At 69.3% G+C, this 16,362-nt stretch carries 14 protein-coding genes and 2 tRNA genes; 10 read left to right on the plus strand and 6 right to left on the minus strand.

What is annotated here, in order from left to right:
- Positions 1-7 precede the first annotated feature (7 nt).
- Entirely contained in the window at positions 8-943 is a 936-nt protein-coding gene (mshD, locus tag JHY01_RS12930) for a mycothiol synthase (RefSeq protein WP_275889768.1), read from the minus strand.
- Between the two features lie 390 nt (positions 944-1,333).
- Here mshD and JHY01_RS12935 point away from each other — a divergent pair, with 390 nt between their 5' ends.
- Entirely contained in the window at positions 1,334-1,699 is a 366-nt protein-coding gene (locus JHY01_RS12935; protein WP_205326069.1) for a hypothetical protein, read from the plus strand.
- 120 nt (positions 1,700-1,819) lie between these two features.
- On the opposite strand, the gene JHY01_RS12940 is transcribed toward JHY01_RS12935, so the two are convergent.
- Both JHY01_RS12940 and JHY01_RS12945 read right to left on the minus strand, forming a co-directional pair.
- Positions 1,820-1,908 (minus strand) — tRNA-Ser (locus tag JHY01_RS12940).
- A 39-nt stretch (positions 1,909-1,947) separates the two neighbouring features.
- Positions 1,948-2,793, minus strand: a complete 846-nt coding sequence (locus JHY01_RS12945; RefSeq protein WP_205326070.1) for a hypothetical protein — start codon at positions 2,791-2,793, stop codon at positions 1,948-1,950.
- Between the two features lie 330 nt (positions 2,794-3,123).
- On the opposite strand from JHY01_RS12945, the gene JHY01_RS12950 reads away from it, so the two are divergent.
- Both JHY01_RS12950 and JHY01_RS12955 read left to right on the plus strand, forming a co-directional pair.
- Positions 3,124-3,924, plus strand: coding sequence for a CPBP family intramembrane glutamic endopeptidase (locus JHY01_RS12950; protein ID WP_205326071.1), 801 nt, complete (start codon positions 3,124-3,126; stop codon positions 3,922-3,924).
- A 76-nt stretch (positions 3,925-4,000) separates the two neighbouring features.
- Positions 4,001-4,091, plus strand: a tRNA-Ser gene (locus JHY01_RS12955).
- Between the two features lie 806 nt (positions 4,092-4,897).
- Here JHY01_RS12955 and JHY01_RS12960 read toward each other — a convergent pair.
- Positions 4,898-6,379: an APC family permease gene (locus JHY01_RS12960; RefSeq protein WP_205326072.1), complete on the minus strand. Its 1,482-nt coding sequence runs from the start codon at positions 6,377-6,379 to the stop codon at positions 4,898-4,900.
- A 198-nt stretch (positions 6,380-6,577) separates the two neighbouring features.
- On the opposite strand from JHY01_RS12960, the gene JHY01_RS12965 reads away from it, so the two are divergent.
- From JHY01_RS12965 to JHY01_RS12985, 5 genes are read left to right on the plus strand one after another with little or no spacing between them, the layout of a single operon-like run.
- Positions 6,578-8,077 (plus strand): aldehyde dehydrogenase, encoded by a 1,500-nt coding sequence (locus JHY01_RS12965; protein ID WP_205326073.1) that lies wholly within the window; start codon positions 6,578-6,580, stop codon positions 8,075-8,077.
- Positions 8,070-8,987 carry a hypothetical protein gene (locus tag JHY01_RS12970; protein WP_205326074.1) on the plus strand — a complete coding sequence of 306 codons (918 nt, stop codon included), beginning with the start codon at positions 8,070-8,072 and terminating at the stop codon, positions 8,985-8,987. Before JHY01_RS12965 ends, JHY01_RS12970 begins: the two co-directional genes overlap by 8 nt.
- On the plus strand, positions 8,984-9,850 hold the full coding sequence (locus JHY01_RS12975; RefSeq protein ID WP_205326075.1) for a fumarylacetoacetate hydrolase family protein: 867 nt from the start codon (positions 8,984-8,986) through the stop codon (positions 9,848-9,850). The genes JHY01_RS12970 and JHY01_RS12975 overlap by 4 nt, the downstream gene beginning before the upstream one ends.
- 9 nt (positions 9,851-9,859) lie before the next feature.
- The gene (locus JHY01_RS12980) at positions 9,860-11,371 is read left to right on the plus strand and encodes an aldehyde dehydrogenase family protein (RefSeq protein ID WP_205326076.1); all 1,512 of its coding nucleotides are present in this window, start codon (positions 9,860-9,862) and stop codon (positions 11,369-11,371) included.
- On the plus strand, positions 11,364-12,122 hold the full coding sequence (locus tag JHY01_RS12985) for a gamma-glutamyl-gamma-aminobutyrate hydrolase family protein (RefSeq protein ID WP_205326077.1): 759 nt from the start codon (positions 11,364-11,366) through the stop codon (positions 12,120-12,122). Before JHY01_RS12980 ends, JHY01_RS12985 begins: the two co-directional genes overlap by 8 nt.
- Before the next feature lie 9 nt (positions 12,123-12,131).
- Here JHY01_RS12985 and JHY01_RS12990 read toward each other — a convergent pair whose 3' ends face one another.
- Both JHY01_RS12990 and JHY01_RS12995 read right to left on the minus strand, forming a co-directional pair.
- On the minus strand, positions 12,132-12,629 hold the full coding sequence (locus tag JHY01_RS12990; protein ID WP_205326078.1) for a MarR family winged helix-turn-helix transcriptional regulator: 498 nt from the start codon (positions 12,627-12,629) through the stop codon (positions 12,132-12,134).
- Positions 12,630-12,674: 45 nt separating this feature from the next.
- The gene (locus tag JHY01_RS12995; RefSeq protein ID WP_205326079.1) at positions 12,675-13,475 is read right to left on the minus strand and encodes an acetoacetate decarboxylase family protein; all 801 of its coding nucleotides are present in this window, start codon (positions 13,473-13,475) and stop codon (positions 12,675-12,677) included.
- Positions 13,476-13,635: 160 nt separating this feature from the next.
- Between JHY01_RS12995 and JHY01_RS13000 the strand changes: the two genes are divergently transcribed.
- Positions 13,636-14,991, plus strand: a complete 1,356-nt coding sequence (locus JHY01_RS13000) for a glutamine synthetase family protein (RefSeq protein WP_205326080.1) — start codon at positions 13,636-13,638, stop codon at positions 14,989-14,991.
- Positions 14,992-15,039: 48 nt separating this feature from the next.
- On the plus strand, positions 15,040-16,305 hold the full coding sequence (locus tag JHY01_RS13005; protein WP_205326081.1) for a cytochrome P450: 1,266 nt from the start codon (positions 15,040-15,042) through the stop codon (positions 16,303-16,305).
- Positions 16,306-16,362: the final 57 nt, after the last annotated feature.

Here is a 16,362-nt window from a genome sequence, read left to right on the forward strand (position 1 = left end):
TTCCTTCTCAGCGCAGTCGCTTCGCCCATTGCACGTCGGTGCGCACGATCGCGAAGCCCTGCGAGCGGTACAGCTTGACCGCCTTGGTGTTCGATTCGTCCGCGTAGAGGTCGACCTGCTGGATGCCATGTGCCGCAAGGTGGGCGAGCCCGGCGAGGGTGAGGGTCCGGCCGAGGCCGGTGCCCTGGGCGCGGGGGTCGACGCCGAGGACGTAGACCTCGCCGATGCCGTCCTCCACTTTCGTCCAGTGGAAGCCGAGCAGGCCCGCTTCGTCCTCCGCCACCAGCAGCCCGTCGGGGTCGAACCAGGTCTCCTCCTCGCGTGCCGCGAGATCCGCTGCGGTCCAGCGCCCCTGCTCGGGGTGCGTGGCGAACGCCCCCGCGTTCACCCGCAGCCACTCGGCCTCGTCACTCCCGACCCTGAAGGGTCGCAGGCGCACTCCTTCGGGGAGTGTCGCGGCCGGGCCGTCGCCGACCGGCCAGTTCCGCCCGATGCCCTCCGGCCATGCCGAAGGCCAGGCGAATCCGTCGAGTTCGCGGGAGAACTGGTAGAGCACCCGGTCCCGCGTGAAGCCGTGTTTCTCTGCGAAGTGTTGTGAAACGGGCAGATCGCCGTGCGCCCAGACCCGCAATTCAGTGATGTCCGCCTCAATCCAATCCAAGACGCTGGCGAGCAATCTGCGGCCGACCCCCTTGCCCCGGTGCGCCGGATCGACCGCCAGCTCCGCCTCGGCGGTCGGCCCGACCTTCTCCGCGCCCGCGTACGCGATGACCGCATCGCCAAGGCGCACAACGAAATGCCTGCGATGCTTCTCGGGGTGGCGAGACAGCGCGAGCGTCGTCTGCTCGTTGAACGGGGCGATGCCGTCGGCCTCCTCGCAGCGGTGCGCCATCGTAACGATTCTGTGAATATCCCGACCCGGAAGTGAAGCATGTTGCGCCATGGGGTTACCCTAATCGTGGACTCAGCACCGTGCCGGGGTGCTGAGTCCTTTTTCATGTCCCGGGCACGGGAAGACCCCAGGCGCACAGCAGTGGCGAGGGGCAGTGCGAACGGGATTCGGGTGCATTGCGCCATTCGCCGGAAATGACATGCAGTCAAAGCCGCGATTCGAGCCGAACACCACGGCTACCAGTTCGTTCGTGACGTCCCTCGACATCAGGCCGCCTCGGTCTGCTTCCGGTTCGGCTTCGCGGCTCGGCGGGTGCTCGGTGTGCATGCGTGCCCACCTTCACGGCGAACATCCGCACCGAAGCCGAGCGAGCGCAGCGCCAAGCCCGCCCGCGACAGTCCACAAGTGGCGTTCAGCGAATGAAACCGCTGGCAGCATGCCATGCTCGGGCGCCTCTTCGTCGGGCCGAAGGGCGCAGTCCCGACGCCGGAGACCTACTCCCGGGTCTGGAGCGACGCCCGCCGGGCTGCGCTCACCGCCGAGGAGTTGGAACGCGGCCTCGCTGCGGTCCCCTACAACCTGCGGCACGCCTGCGTCTCCGGTTGGCTTGCTGCGGTTGGGGATCCCGCCCAGGTCGCCGAACGGGCGGGCCACAGTATCGACACCCTGTCGGGCACCTACGCCAAGTGCCTCGACGGCAGTGCCAAACGGGAACTCAAGCTGATCCTCGATTCAATGCCCGCCCAGGACCCTGACGACGCCAATGAGCAGGGCGGAGATGACGACGAAGGCGGTGAGGAATTCTGACCGTATTCTGACTGGTGGGCCGGAATCAGCCGTTCCGGGCCGGACCTAGCCGGACTTCCCGCGTCAGTACACAAGTGGCCTTCGACCAAGGAATTTCCTGGTCGGAGGCCATTCTTGCTGCGGAGAGGGTGGGATTCGAACCCACGGTGAGCTTTGACACCCACGGCGGTTTTCAAGACCGCTGCACTAGTCCACTATGCGACCCCTCCAGGGCCCGTTGAGGCAAGCGCCAATCTACCAAACGACCGTCAGGGCCGGTCGGACTGGACGCAGCAGGTGGAGCAGGTGCGGTTGCCCTCGATCGTGAGCGCCAGGCAGCAGGTGCGCCGCCGGTAGACCAGGCGGCCGTCCCCGTCAGTGCTGACATCGACCAGGTCGCTGACGTCGAACGCCTCCAGGAAGGTCTTGGCGAGCACGTCGTCCTGTTCCGGCACGACCTGCGCGATCGCCGCGACCCCGTAGGCGATCCCCGAGGCGACCGAACCCATGAGCGTCCGCCGCCCGACCCTCGCCCGCGCGAGGAACGCGTCCAGCACCGGCAGCAGGTGGCCCTCGAACACGCTGGCGCGCAAGCGGTCCAGCAGCACCGCCTCGTTCGCGACCACCTCCACGCCGGGATGCGACGCGCACGGGTCGTGCGGCAGTGCGAGGAAACGGGGCCGGAGCTGGCGCACCGAGAACATCGGGGCTTCCGCAGCGACGCGGAAGACCGCGTTCGAGGCGTCCAAGACCGGGACGCGGCGGGCGGCCACATAGCCGAGCACGACCGGTGCGAGCGTCCAGTAGCAGTAGGTCTTCCAGGCGAGCGCCGCATTCGCGTGAGCGGAACCGCCCCACAGCGCGGCGGCCGTGCCCATGAGCTCCTCGACCCGCTCACCAGCGGCCAGTTCGTCGCCACGGAACTCGATGCCGTCCCGCGCGGGTTCGCCGTCCAGCCAAGCGCGGACGCCCGCGAGCGGATGGACCCCGACAGCGCGGTCGACCCGATCGGCGGTGGTGCGAAGCGCGTCGATCGGCTGGGGGAGTCGCGGCTCGGCGAGCGAACCGCCGCGCAGCGCCGAGAAGGGACGGCGTCCGAGTGCGGTGGTGCTCAAGACGCGAGCCTCCGCAGTCGCGAGCCGCATAGCGTACCCCTCTCAGGTAAGGACTGGCTAACCTTACCTGATCTGCATCGTCGAGTGTCAAGAAACCGACAGACATCGGGCGGCCACGGGGTGTAGGAAAGCGAGGTGCCGTGAGCGGTGAGCGTCGCCGAGTGGGATGAGATTCACAGCACCTCGCCTCGCATGATGATCATGCCCCCGGCGAGTACCGGCACGTCGCACACGCGGTGCGACCCCGCCGAAACCGCTCCGAATTCCGCCCGGCCCCGGCGTGTCGCCCGGCAGATGCACCCGCTCCGCGGTTCTGGCAGGCTGGAACGCATGTCGAACCGCCCCGAGACCGCACTCGCCGACGAACCGGCGACCGAGCCGCTGCTCGCACCCCGAGTCATCCGGCGCGAGATCTGGATCGTCCTCGCCCTCTCCCTCGGTGCGTCCGCGATCTGGTCGATCGTCGACATCATCGGCACCCTCACCGGGCCCGGGCTCGACGACACCGTCCAGACCATGAACTCGGCCAAGGCCGAAGCCGAACGGCCGTGGTACGACCTCACCCGCCAGCTCGTCAGCCTCGCCCTCGCCATGGCCCCCGTCGCACTCGCCCTGCACTTCCTCAGCCTCGACCGCGGCAACCCCTTCCGCGCCATCGGCCTCGACACTCGGCGCCCCGGGTTCGACCTGCTCAGCGGCGCCGGACTCGCCGCGTGCATCGGGATCCCCGGCCTCGGCCTCTACTTCACCGCCCGCGCGCTCGGGTTGAACGCCGAGATCGCCGCCGCGAACCTCAACGACGTGTGGTGGGCCGTCCCGATCCTCGTCCTCGCCGCGCTCAAGAACGCGATCATCGAAGAGGTCGTCGGCCTCGGCTACCTCGTCACCCGCCTGCGCCGGCTCGCCTGGAGGACGCCCGCGATCATCGCCGCCCACGCCCTCCTCCGCGGCACGTACCACCTCTACCAGGGCTTCGGCGGCTTCATCGGCAACATGGTCATGGGCGCCGTCTTCGCGTTCTTCTACCTTCGCTGGAGGCGCACAGGCCCGCTCATCGTGGCCCACACCCTCCTGGACATCGCGGCCTTCGTCGGATACCTCCTGGTCGCACCCCGCGTGACCTGGCTCTGACTAACCCCAAACCCGCTTGGGCGAACCGAGACCGGCCCGGTATGCTCTGTGCTTGGTACGCGCTCCGGCGCGTCCTGGAGGATTCGCATAGTGGCCTAGTGCGCCCGCCTGCTAAGCGGGTTTCGGGTGATACCCGATCATGGGTTCAAATCCCATATCCTCCGCCAATGAGCCCCGCTGACCTGCGGTTACGCAGGACCGGCGGGGCTATTTGCGTTCCGATCTTCGAATCTTGGCGCATGTGTTCGACAATGACCGCCTTCAGGCTGCCGAACTGGGAAAACTCCCTGTATCCGGTTCTGCGGGTCCGATTGTGTCCAGCTCCATCCAGCTGCCGTCAGCCAGTTCCCCGCCAAAGCTAGGCGCCGAAGCGACTGAGACTCGCGCTGTGTCGTCCCGCAGCCGGGCGATGACCGGATGGCACTGGTCGAGCCGGTCGCGGACCGCGACTGGCGGGAGCATCGCCGCGCGATCGAGGGACCTGCTCAGTGCGGTGTTGGTGTCCCGAGTGTGCTGCCTCGGCGGTCAGGGTGTCTCGGCCGCCGAGGCCTCACGGATCACGGTCAGGGAAGCACTGACCTACCTCTGACCGTTCCAACTGCCCAACCGAACAGCATGCTGAGTCGCTGGTTTAACCGGGCACGCATCCGGAGAAGTGCGGCGAGAGCGTGTGGACAGAGGGCACTAGAGCGAACGACCCTACCTGGACCCGATCACGCAGCAGCACCTTCAGCACGAAATTCGTTGCAAGACAAAGAGATCACGCCTAGATACAACGAGCTCTCTGACCGTAGGACTTCCCGGATCCATGAAAGGTCGAAACCGAACCCTTAGGTGTCCTGCGGGGGCACTGCCACTTTGGACAGTGTCCCCGCGGTCGTCTCCCCGCCTTCGGCGACATGTACGAAGCGACCGGCAGCTCAGATCTTTCACCTCATTGGGGTGGAGCGGGATGGCCGCACCGACCCGACCGCTAGTCGCCGCGGTGGCGGCCCATGTGCTCCCACAGCTCGGGCGACCGCTTGCGAAGACGCTCGGCTCCGATGACGCCGATCACCGCGGCGACCGGGATCAGTGCCGGGAGCGCCCAGCCCAGGGGGCTGGTGGTGTCGCCGATGAGGAGGCCGAACTGCGAGGTGGCGTAGACAGCCACGGCCGCCATCATGACTCCGCCCAGAAGCGGCGCGATCCGGGTGCGCCAGACGTTGGCGTCGAGTCCGCCGTTGCGGGAGAAGAATGCGAGCACCGCGAAGGACGCCAGCGCCATCAGCGCCAGGATTGCGAGGGTGCCGAGCTGGGTGAGCCAGGTGAAGAAGGTGAGCACGGGGTCGGCGCCCCTGACGGCGAAGACCGCGATGACGAGGACGGCGAGCGCGCTCTGGATGACCGATCCGGCGTGCGGGCTGGAGTGGGCGGCGTGCGTGCGGCCGAGCCGTTCGGTGACGAGGCCTTCGCGACCGAGGGCGAAGAGGTAGCGGGCGACCGCGTTGTGGAAGGCCAGCAGCGCGGCGAAGACACTGGTGATGAGCAGGACCGACATTGTCATGGTCAGCGTGCCGCCGATATAGGTGCCGCCCAGGACGAACAGGAACGCGGTCGGGTCGGGTTCGAGGACCGCCAGGAAGTCCACCAGGGATCCGGCGCCCTGGGCGTTGACCATGAGCCAGGTGGTGATCGAGTAGAAGGCGCCGATGGTCAGCACGGCCGCGTAGGTCGCGCGCGGCACGGTGCGTTTGGCGTCCTTGGCCTCCTCGCTGTAGATGGTGGTCGCTTCGAAGCCGATGAACGAGGCGGCGCCGAACAGCAGGGCGATGCCGAGCGAGCCCGAGGTCAGCGCGGCGGGCGTGAACGGCTCCAGCGTGAACGAGCCGCCGCCGCCTTCGCCGCCCTTGATCGCGATGGCCGCGTCGAGGACGAGGACCACCAGGAATTCGAGCGCGACGAGGATGCCGAGGACCTTCACCGAGAGGTCGACCCTGCGGTACCCGAGTACGGCGATGATGGCCAGGGCGGCCAGCGCCGAGGCCCACCACGGGACGTCGAGACCGAACTCCTCGGCCAGGAAGCCCGAGGTGACCGCGCCGAACAGGCCGTAGAGACCGATCTGCATGGCGTTGTATCCGAGCAGGGCCATCCAGGCGGCGGCGCCGCCCAAGTGCCGGCTCAGGCCGCGTGCGACGTAGCTGTAGAAGGCGCCGGTGCTGGTGTGGTGCCTGGCCATCGCCGTGTAGCCGACGGAGAACACCAGGAGCATGACGGTGACCAGGACGTAGGCGGCGGGGATGCCAGGGCCGTTGCCCATGAGCATGGCGACCGGCGCGCCGCCGGCCATCGCCGTCAGCGGTGCGGCTGCCGAGACCACGAAGAATGCGATGGGGAGGACTCCCAGACGGCCCCCGCCGAGATTATGGGAGTCGCGCTGCTCGAGGGAAGTGCGCCCGGGTTGCTCGCTCATGACCAAACCTTTCCACGCCGCTGTGGCGTTGATCGTCGGCATCAATGTGATGCCAGTCTCATGAATGTTAGGATCCGAATGATTTCAAGGCAAGGGCCTGCGACTACTTGACGGTTACGATTTGATCAAATACGTTTGTACCCGAACGATCTCTCGGCTTCCCGTAGAGCCGAGCCGTCCTCGACGCGGAGGAGCTCCATGGAACAGGCCCAACACATCGCGATCGTCGACGGCGTGCCCGTCGACACCCGGCACTGGATCGGCGGCCGCAGGGTCACCTCGCGGTCGACCTTCACCGACCGCTCGCCGATCGACGAGACCCCCGTCGCGGAGGTGAGCGCGGGCGGCGCCGCCGAGGTCGACAAGGCCGTGGCCGCGGCGCGCGCGGCCTTCCCGGCATGGGCGGCCCTGCCCGTGTCGGAGCGATCGGCGATCCTGCGCCGCCTCGCCGACGGCATCGAAGCCCGGGTCGAGGACCTGTCCAGGGTCGAGACCCGGGACAACGGCTCGCTGATCCGCAGCCACCGCCGCGGTGTCATGCCGCGCTCGGCCGCGAACTTTCGCTACTTCGCCGATTTCGCCGAGAAGGAGCTCGGGCACCCCGACATGGAGGTGCGCGGCCACCGCGAGCGGATCGGCTACGACCCCGCGGGCGTGGTCGCGGTCATCACCCCCTGGAACGCCCCGCTGATGCTGGCGACCTGGCGGATCGGCCCGGCGCTGGCCGCGGGGAACACGGTCGTGCTCAAGCCGCCGGAATGGGCGCCGCTCACCGCCTCGCTGCTCGCCGACATCGCGCACGAGGCCGGTCTCCCGGCCGGGGTGCTCAACGTCGTCCAGGGCACGGGCCGGCAGGCGGGCGCCCCGCTGACCGCGCACCCGGGAATCGACCGCCTCGCGTTCACCGGCTCGGTCCCCACTGCGGGGGTCGTCGCCGCTGCGGCCGCGTCGAACATCGTCCCGCTGTCCTTCGAGCTGGGCGGCAAGTCGCCGCTGGTCGTCTTCGCCGACGCCGACCTCGACCTCGCCGTCGACCTGGCCGTCGAGCAGTTCGACAACGCCGGGCAGGTCTGCCTGGGCGCCTTCAGGATTCTGGTCGAGGAGACGATCGCGCAGGACTTCACCGAGCGGGTGCTCGAACGCGCCCGCCAGTTGCGGCAAGGCGATCCGCGCGACGAGGACACCGATATCAGCGCGCTCATCAGCCGCCCGCACTTCGAACGCGTCCAAGGGTTCGTGGACCGGGCGATCGCGGACGGCGCGCGCGCCGTGCTCGGCGGCGGCCCGAACCCCGATCTCGGCGGCCTGTACTTCGCTCCCACGATCCTGCTCGATGCCGCCCCCGGCAGCGAGATCGTCACCGAGGAGGTGTTCGGCCCGGTCCTCACCGTGCAGACCTTCTCAAGCGAGGAGCAGGCCGTTGCGATGGCCAACGCCACGCGGTTCGGGCTGGCGGCGACGCTGGTGACCGGCGACCGCGAACGCGCCGACCGCATCAGCGCGCGGCTGCGCGCGGGCACGGTCTGGGTCAACTGCTTCTTCGTGCGCGACCTTGGCGCGCCTTTCGGGGGCAGCGGCAAGTCGGGCATCGGCCGCGAGGGCGGCATCTGGTCCTTCGACTTCTACACCGACATCAAGAACACGGTCATCGCCCCCAGCGGCTGGACCGGTGGACAGGAGCGTGCGAACCATGGGTGAAATCGTCGGCGCCGGCCTGCTGGCGCACGTCCCGACCATCGCCCTGCCGGAGGCGACTCGGCGGGAGCTCAACCACGGAGCGGACACCACTCTGGTCTCCGGGCTGGAGCGGCTGCGAGCGGACGTCTTCGAAACGGCCGACTACGACACGGTCGTCGTCCTGGACTCCCACTGGGCCACCACCGTCGAGTTCGTCGTCACCGCACACGACCGCCGCAGCGGACTGTTCACTTCGGAGGAGCTGCCCCGCGGCATGTCCCGCCGCCCCTACGACTTCCCGGGCGACCCCGAGCTGGCCCACCTCATCGCCGCGCGCGGTGAGGCCAACGGCACCTGGATCACCGCCATCGACGACCACTCCCTGCCGATCTTCTACGCCACCACCAACCTGTGGGAATTCCTCGGCAAGGGCCTGCCGGACAAGCGGTGGATCTCCATCGGCGTCTGCCAGACCGCCGACACCGAGGACAACCTGCGGCTCGGCCGCGCGCTCGGCCAGGCGATCGCCGAATCCGACCGCAAGGTGCTCCTGATCGCCTCCGGGGCGCTCTCGCACACCTTCTGGCCGCTGCGGCAACTGCGCGACCACGAGGCCGCGGGCGTCGAACACATCTTCACCCCCGAGGCCGCCGCGGCCGACTTCGAACGGATCGCCTGGTTCAAGGCCGGCGACCACGCGAAGGTGCTCGACACGATGCCGGAGTTCTACAAGTTCAAACCCGAGGCCAGGTTCGGCCACTACCTGATGATGATCGGGGCGCTCGGCGAAGCCGACTGCACCGCTGCAGCCCGCCAGTACGGCGAGTACGAGAACTCGGTCGGCACCGGCCAGGTGCACCTGTGGTTCGACCGCCCCGAGACCGGCTTCCCCGCCGCCCGCCCCACCGCCCTGGAGGTCGACCGACCATGAGCACCGTCCGCGAATACCGCCGCATCCTGCTGGACGGCAACGCCGTCGACGTGATCCGCGCCGATGACGAGCTCGTCGCCGGCGACGGCCGCCGCGTCGCCATCGCCGACGCCGTCCACCTCCCGCCGGTGACGCCCTCGAAGATCGTGTGCGTGCACCTGAACTACCGCAGCCGAGTCGAGGAAATGATGACCACGCTGCCGCCCGCGCCCACCTACTTCCACAAGCCGATCTCGGCGCTCAACGCGCACGAGTCGGCAGTGGTGCGCCCCGCGGGCTGCAACTGGCTCAACTACGAGGGCGAGATCGCCATCGTCATCGGCCGCACCTGCCGCAACGTCGCCCCCGCCGAGGCCGGCGACTACATCCGCGGCTACACCATCGCCAACGACTACGGCCTGCACGACTTCCGCGACACCGACGCCGGGTCGATGCTGCGCGTCAAGGGCGCCGACACGCTCTGCCCGGTCGGGCCGGGGATCGTCGAAGGCTGGGACTTCCGCGGCAAGCGCATCCGCACCCTGGTCGACGGGAAGGTCCGCCAGGACGCCACCACCGACGAGATGGAGTGGGACATGCACTACCTCGTCGCCGACATCGCCCGCACCATCACCCTCCAGCCCGGCGACCTGCTGCTGTCGGGCACCCCGGCGATCTCCCGCACCGTCTACCCCGGCGAAGTGGTCGAGGTCGAGGTCGAAGGCCTCGGCACCCTGCGCAACCGCATCGTGGAGGGCCCCACGCCGATCCGCGCCGACGTCGGCGCCCAGCCGACCGAGAGCGAGGAAGTGCTCTCCACCGCCCAGGGCGGCGACTGGGAGTTCCGGGGCGTCCGCAAGCCCCTCCCGGCCGGAACCCCCTAAGGCGACAACATGACCAGCACACCGACCGACACCGTATCCGCAGTGGACTGGCCGGAGCGGGCCGCGACGGCGGCCTACCCGGCCGCCCTGTTCATCGACGGCGCACCCCGGCCCAGCGCCTCTGGCGCCGTCCGCGCGGTGCGCTCGCCGCGCACCGGCCTCCCGGTCGTCGACGTCGCCTGGGCCGACCGGTCCGACGTGGACGACGCCGTCGCGGCCGCCCGGCGGGCCTTCGACTCCGGTCCCTGGCCTCGCCTGCACCCGCGCGAGCGCGGCGAAGTCCTCCAGGCTTTCGCCGCGCTGGTGGAACAGCACCGCGAGGAACTGGCCCTGCTCATCGCCGTCGAGATGGGCAAGCCCATCCGGTACGCCTACGAGATCGAGCTGCGCGCCCTCATCGGCTGCCTGCGCTACTACGGCGAACTCGCCGACAAGCAGGGCGGAGAGACCACCCCCACCGGGCCCGGCGAACTGTCCCTGGTCACCCGGGAACCGGCCGGCGTGGTCGCCGCGGTCGTGCCGTGGAACTTCCCGCTCACCATCGCCGGATGGAAGCTGGCCCCGGCACTGGCGGCCGGGTGCACGGTGGTGCTCAAGACCGCCGAGCAGTCCCCACTGTCCATGCTGCGGGTCGCCGAACTGGGGCGGGAGGCCGGGCTGCCGCCGGGCGCGCTCAACGTGCTCACCGGAGACGGGCCCATCGTCGGGCGCGGGCTCGGTGAACACCACGACGTCGACATCGTGAGCTTCACCGGTTCCACCGAGGTCGGCAGGCACTTCCTCCGCTACGCCGCCGACTCGAACCTCAAACGGGTCTACCTGGAACTGGGGGGCAAGTCGCCCAACATCATCCTCGACGACGCCCCCGACCTCGACGCGGCGGCCGACACGGCGGCCTGGGCGATCTTCTTCAACTCCGGTGAGATGTGCAGCGCGGGAGCGAGGCTCGTGGTGCAGGAGAGCGTCGCCGACCGGGTCCTGGAGCGACTCAGGCAGACCGCGCGTTCGTGGTTCCCCGCCGACCCACTGCTGCCCGACACGAAGATGGGGCCGGTCGTGGACGAGCGCAGTCTCGAGCGCATCCTCGGACAGCTCGACAGGGGTCTGGGCGAGGGCGCATCGACGATCTTCGGCGGCGGCCGGGTCCTGGCCGAGACCGGCGGCAGCTACCTGGAGCCGACCGCGGTCCACTGCGAGCGCCCCGACCACCCGCTCGCCCGCGAGGAGCTGTTCGGCCCCGTGCTGGCGGTGCAGGTCGTGGCCGACGAGGCCGAGGCGGTGCGCGTCGCCGGCGACACGCCCTACGGGCTGGCCGCCGGGCTGTGGACCGCCGACCTGGGCCGCGCCCACCGGATGTCGAAGGCGCTCAAGGCGGGCACCGTGTGGGTCAACTGCTATGAGGAGAGCGACATGAACGCACCGTTCGGCGGGGTCAAGCTCTCCGGCAACGGCCGCGACAAGTCCCGCCACGCCCTCGACGAGTACACCGACCTGAAGAGCACCTGGATCCGCTATGCGTGAACGCCGCCCCCTGATCGCCGTCCCCGCCCGGTTCTCCGCTTCCGCTTCCGCCCTGCGCTACGAGGCGGAGGTCAATGCCCGCAAGCTGATCGCGGCCGTGTACGCCGCAGGCGGCGAACCGGTCAGTGTGCACCCGCACGCGCCGGGCGGGGCGGTCACCGACGACGAAGTGGCCTTCCGCCTGCGCTTCGCCGACGGGCTGCTGCTGCCCGGCGGCGGCGACCTCTCGGCGCACTGGACCGGCCAGAGCGCCCATCCCAGCCTGTACGACGTGGACGAGGAGCAGGACGCCTTCGACTTGGCCGCGGCCCGGGCCGCGCTGGACGGGGGCCTGCCGCTGCTGGCGGTCTGCCGCGGGCTGCAGGTCGTCAGCACCGCGCTCGGCGGTACCCTCCACCTCGACCTCAAGGAGCTGGACGGGCAGGGCGGTGCGGGCGGGCAGGGCGGCGCCCACTGGAACCGCATGCGCCAGGTCACCGCCGAGCCCGGCTCCGTGCTAGCCGACGCGGCCGGGACCGAGCTGACCGTGTCCTGCTACCACCACCAGTGCGTGGACGCATTGGGCGCGGGCCTGCGGGCCGCGGCGCGCAGCGGGGACGGGGTGGTCGAGGCGGTCACCTCGGACCGGGGCGAGGGCTGGTTCCTCGGCGTCCAATGGCATCCGGAGGACACCTTCGACACCGACCCGCGGCAGCTGGCGATCTTCACCGCGCATGTGGACGCCGCGCGCAAGTACGCCGCGGAGCGCTGAGCGGTCCGGTCAGCTGCTCTCGACGGTCTTGACGATCTGTCGCAGCGCCTTGGTCATCTCGTCAATCCGGCGCTGCGACAGGCCGGCGACGAGTTCGGCTTCGCCCGCGTTGAACTTCGGGAACAGGTCCTCCATCAGGTCCTTCCCGCTCTGGGTCAGCTCCAGATTGACCAGGCGGCGGTCCACTGTGCTCGGGATCCGACGGATCCAGCCCCGGGCGGCGAGCGTCTTGACGACACCGGTCAGCGTCGCCTTCGAGATGGCGGCGGCCTCGGCGGCCTCGCGTGTCTCCAGACCGTCCTCGATCCAGATCACCCACAGCACCACGAACCCGGTCCAGCTGAGGTCGTGCTCGCGCAGGACCGAGTTCGTCAGGTGCGTCCGCGCGGCGTTGGCGGCCCGGTAGAGACTCGACAGCGCGTGCGCGGCGCGGAAGTCGATCGGCAGGTGACCGACATGCGCGGACATCGCGGCTTCGGTCTGCGCCAGGGTGCGTTTGTCGGGCATCGACCCATCGTATCCATCAGCGGCGGTGCGGTTCGGGGACGTCGGTCACGACAGTGTCGCGAGTGACGTGCCGCCGTCCCAGACCACGCCGACCTGCCGGTAGTAGCCGCCGATGATCTCATCGACGTACAGCCGGTCCAGCTCCTCGGTGGGGGAGGGGAACAGCTCCAGGTCCACCTCGCCGGTCCAGCAGGGACCGCCTTCGATCTGCGCTCCGGAGGAGGCGATGAGCTCGGCGTAGGCGTCGCCGGTCGCGCCGCGCTCGATGCCGGGGTAGACCCGGTGGTGGGCCATCGGGTGGCCGTTGACGAAGCCGTTGTGGGACGACTCCTCGCGGAGGGTGAGCACCGCCTGGGCGAGCCGCCGGTCCCCCGCCGCGAGGGTCGCGCCGAAGGTGCCGCCGGGGGCGATCTGCGGGGCGCCCTGGGCGAAGGGATGCGGCCTCGTCTGCCACATGGAACCCAGTTTCTTCGGGTATCCCTGATGCAGTCCGCGCAGGATCGCGAAATCCTTGTCGACCCAGATGTGGACGCAGCGGGAGTAAGTGGTGCCGCGGTATGAGCAGCGCACAACGGCGAACGCCTCCTTGTACTGGCTGCGCACCGGGTCGAGCAGCTCCTCGCGCGAGGACGAGCACGACTGCCAGTCCGCCCAGATCAGCGCCACCGCTCCGGGGTCCTCCTCGGCCGGCTCCAGCGGCGCCGGCAGGAGTTCGGCGACCCTGGCGGGGTCGGTGCGGTACTCGATGGTGAGGAGGTCACCTGAGTAGTGCCACGGCGGCGATGGGATCAGGCTCGCGTTGCCCGTGGCGGTCCGCGGATAGAAGAAGCCCTGCAACTCGCTCACGGCGGTTTCCCTTCGTCGGGGGCCGGGCCGGAGGGGTTCACGCCTCGGCCATAACGTTCGGATCCAAACGATAACATGCAGAGTTCCTCCGGGGAAGGCTCTTGTCAAGCGCAAACGTGTCCGATATCATTTGGATGCGAACGACATGGAGGTCTGGCGCGTGACTCACTTCGACACCTCTCGGCTCGCCGAGGTCCAAAACCAACTGACCGAGCGGGGCATCGACGTCGTCCGGCTCGGCTACGCCGACATCATCGGCACCGATCGCGGCCGCGATCTGCTCGTCAACAGGTTTGCCCGCACCGCCGGCAGCGGCGTCCCCTTCTGCCGCTCGGTCTACGGCACCACACCGCAAGGCGACGTCGTCGACTTCGAAGGCGGGACGAGCGCGGGGCTGCCGGACATCGTGGCCTTCCCCGATCTCGACACCCTCCAGCCGATTCCCTGGGAGCCCGGCGTCGCCCACTGCATCGCCGACCTGTTCGACCCCGACGGCTCGGTCTCCCCCGAGAGCCCCAGAGCAGTGCTCAAGCGGGTGGTCGACAAGTTCACCGAGCTCGGCATCCGGCCTCTCGTCGGACCGGAGCTGGAGTTCTATCTGCTGGAGGAGAGCGAGCAGTCGCCCTCGGGCTGGCGTCGCTACGGCGAGAGCCCGGGCAACGTGTACGTCTCGGGCCTGCGCGGGGACCCCGAGAACGTGCTGCTATCGGCGCTGCGCACCATCGGCGACTACGGCCTGGAGGTGGTCGCGGCCAACCACGAGTTCTCCTCCGGCCAGTTCGAGATCAACCTCTGGCACTCCGAGGCGCTCGACGCCGCCGACCGCGCCCACCGGTTCAAGGCCGCCGTCAAGGAGCTGGCCCGCGCCCGCGGCAAACTGGCGACGTTCATGGCCAAGCCGTTCAACGACGAGGGCGGATCCGGCTTCCACCTGCACTTCTCGGCCTGGTCCGAGGACGGGAACATCCCGCTCTTCGACGACCCGGAATCCCCCGACGGCCTGTCCGATCTCGCCCGGCACGCCGTCGCGGGCATTCTCCAGCACGCCCCGGCGCTTGCGGCGGTCAGCAATCCGACCATCAACTCCTACAAGCGCTTCGGTCCCGACACGCTCGCGCCCTGGCTGATCGACTGGGGCCTGGACAACCGGTCCGCGATGGTCCGGATCCCGCCCGAACGAGGCGGCGCCAGCCGCCTCGAGCTGCGGCTCGGCGACGCCAGCGCCAACCCCTACCTTGCGATCGCCGGCCTGCTGGCCGCCGCCTATCTCGGCATCCGGGACAAGCTCGCGGCTCCGGCGCCGCTCGAGGGGTACGGCTACGACCCCTCGCGCTCGCCGAAGCTCCCCGCCTCGCTCGACGCGGCGCTGAACGCGCTGCGGGAGGACAAGGCGATGACAGGCCTCCTCGGCGAGCAGTTCACCCGCACCTTCGACGCCTACAAGCGCAACGAGATCGAGCGGTTCAACCGTTTCATCACCGACTGGGAGTTCCGCGAGTACACCTACCACCTCTGAGCACGCCGACAGCCCTGCAGGGCTTCCCGAAACCTTGAAGGAGTTCCCATGACCCCGCCCGAAACGGTCCCGCTGGACCAGGTGGACCTCGCCGACCTCGACCGGTTCGGCGCGGGCCTCGGCTGGGCGCAGTTCGACACGCTGCGCCGCGAGGACCCGGTGCACTGGACGCCCGAGCCCGCTCCGGGCAGCGGCTTCTGGGCCGTCACCCGCTTCGACGACATCTGGGCGGTCGACAAGGACCCCGAGACGTTCACCTCCGAGAAGTTCGTCAACCTCGAAGAGGTCGACGACGACCTGATGGACGCGCGCCGGTCGCTGTTGGAGACCGAAGGCGAACGGCACCAGGCGATGCGTCAGCTCATCGCGCGCGAATTCAGCCCCCGCAAGCTGATGAAGAACTACGAGGGCTTCCTTCGCGGGCTGACCCGGCAGACCGTCGGCGCGGCGCTGGAGCACCGCGAGTTCGACTTCGTGGAGAAGATCAGCGCGGACTTCCCGATCCAGGTGCTGGCCCGGCTGCTCGACGTGCCGCTGGAGGACACCGGGCAGCTGATCGCGTGGGGCAACGAGCTGGTCGGCAACACCGATCCGGACTTCACCGACCACCCGCTGGACTCGCCCGAGAGCGAGCAGTACAAGCACCTGCCGTTCCGCTCGCCGGTGGTGCAGGAGGTGTTCGACTACGGCCGGGCGCTGGCCGAGCGCCGGCGGGGCGGCGACGGCACCGACCTGGTGAGCCTGCTCGTCAACAAGGTGCCGATGGACGGGGTGCCGCTCTCGGCGCGGGACTTCGACAACTACTTCCTGCTGCTGGTGATCGCGGGCAACGAGACGACCCGCCACGCCATCAGCAACATCATGCTCGGCCTCATGGAGCAGCCCGAGCAGCTGCGGGCGCTCCAGGCCGACCCGGCGTTGATCACTTCCGGGTTGGAGGAGCTGATCCGCTACGCCTCGCCGGTCTACCACTTCCGCCGGACCGCGACACGCGATGTGGAGTTGGGCGGCAAGCAGATCAAGGAGGGCGACAAGGTCGTCATGTGGTTCGCCTCGGGCAACCGCGACGAGGCGCACTTCCCCGATCCCTATCGGATCGACGTGCGCCGTCCAGACGTCGACCACATGACCTTCGGCAAGGGCAGTCCGCACACGTGCCTGGGCAACAACCTGGCCCGCATGGAGATCCGGCTGCTGCTGGAGGAGCTGCTGCCCCGCATCGAGTCGATCGAGCTGACCGGTGAGGTCAAGCGGGTCCGCTCGAACTTCGTCAACGGCATCAAGCGATTCCCGGTGGCGGTCGAGGCGCGCTGATCGCGACGAACGCGGCCGCGGGTGGGGAACCACCCGCGGCCGCGTTCGGTTCGGCGG

It is taken from the genome of Glycomyces sp. YM15, assembly GCF_016918015.1.
Lineage (GTDB): Bacteria > Actinomycetota > Actinomycetes > Mycobacteriales > Micromonosporaceae > Glycomyces.

Coding starts and splice junctions, on each gene's coding strand:
- JHY01_RS12950 (WP_205326071.1), top strand. CDS start 3,124: ATGTCGAACCGCCCCGAGACCGCACTCGCCGACGAACCGGCGACCGAG.
- JHY01_RS12990 (WP_205326078.1), bottom strand. CDS start 12,629: ATGCCCGACAAACGCACCCTGGCGCAGACCGAAGCCGCGATGTCCGCG.
- mshD (WP_275889768.1), bottom strand. CDS start 943: ATGGCGCAACATGCTTCACTTCCGGGTCGGGATATTCACAGAATCGTT.
- JHY01_RS12985 (WP_205326077.1), top strand. CDS start 11,364: ATGCGTGAACGCCGCCCCCTGATCGCCGTCCCCGCCCGGTTCTCCGCT.
- JHY01_RS13005 (WP_205326081.1), top strand. CDS start 15,040: ATGACCCCGCCCGAAACGGTCCCGCTGGACCAGGTGGACCTCGCCGAC.
- JHY01_RS12935 (WP_205326069.1), top strand. CDS start 1,334: ATGCTCGGGCGCCTCTTCGTCGGGCCGAAGGGCGCAGTCCCGACGCCG.
- JHY01_RS12975 (WP_205326075.1), top strand. CDS start 8,984: ATGAGCACCGTCCGCGAATACCGCCGCATCCTGCTGGACGGCAACGCC.
- JHY01_RS12960 (WP_205326072.1), bottom strand. CDS start 6,379: ATGAGCGAGCAACCCGGGCGCACTTCCCTCGAGCAGCGCGACTCCCAT.
- JHY01_RS12970 (WP_205326074.1), top strand. CDS start 8,070: ATGGGTGAAATCGTCGGCGCCGGCCTGCTGGCGCACGTCCCGACCATC.
- JHY01_RS12980 (WP_205326076.1), top strand. CDS start 9,860: ATGACCAGCACACCGACCGACACCGTATCCGCAGTGGACTGGCCGGAG.
- JHY01_RS12965 (WP_205326073.1), top strand. CDS start 6,578: ATGGAACAGGCCCAACACATCGCGATCGTCGACGGCGTGCCCGTCGAC.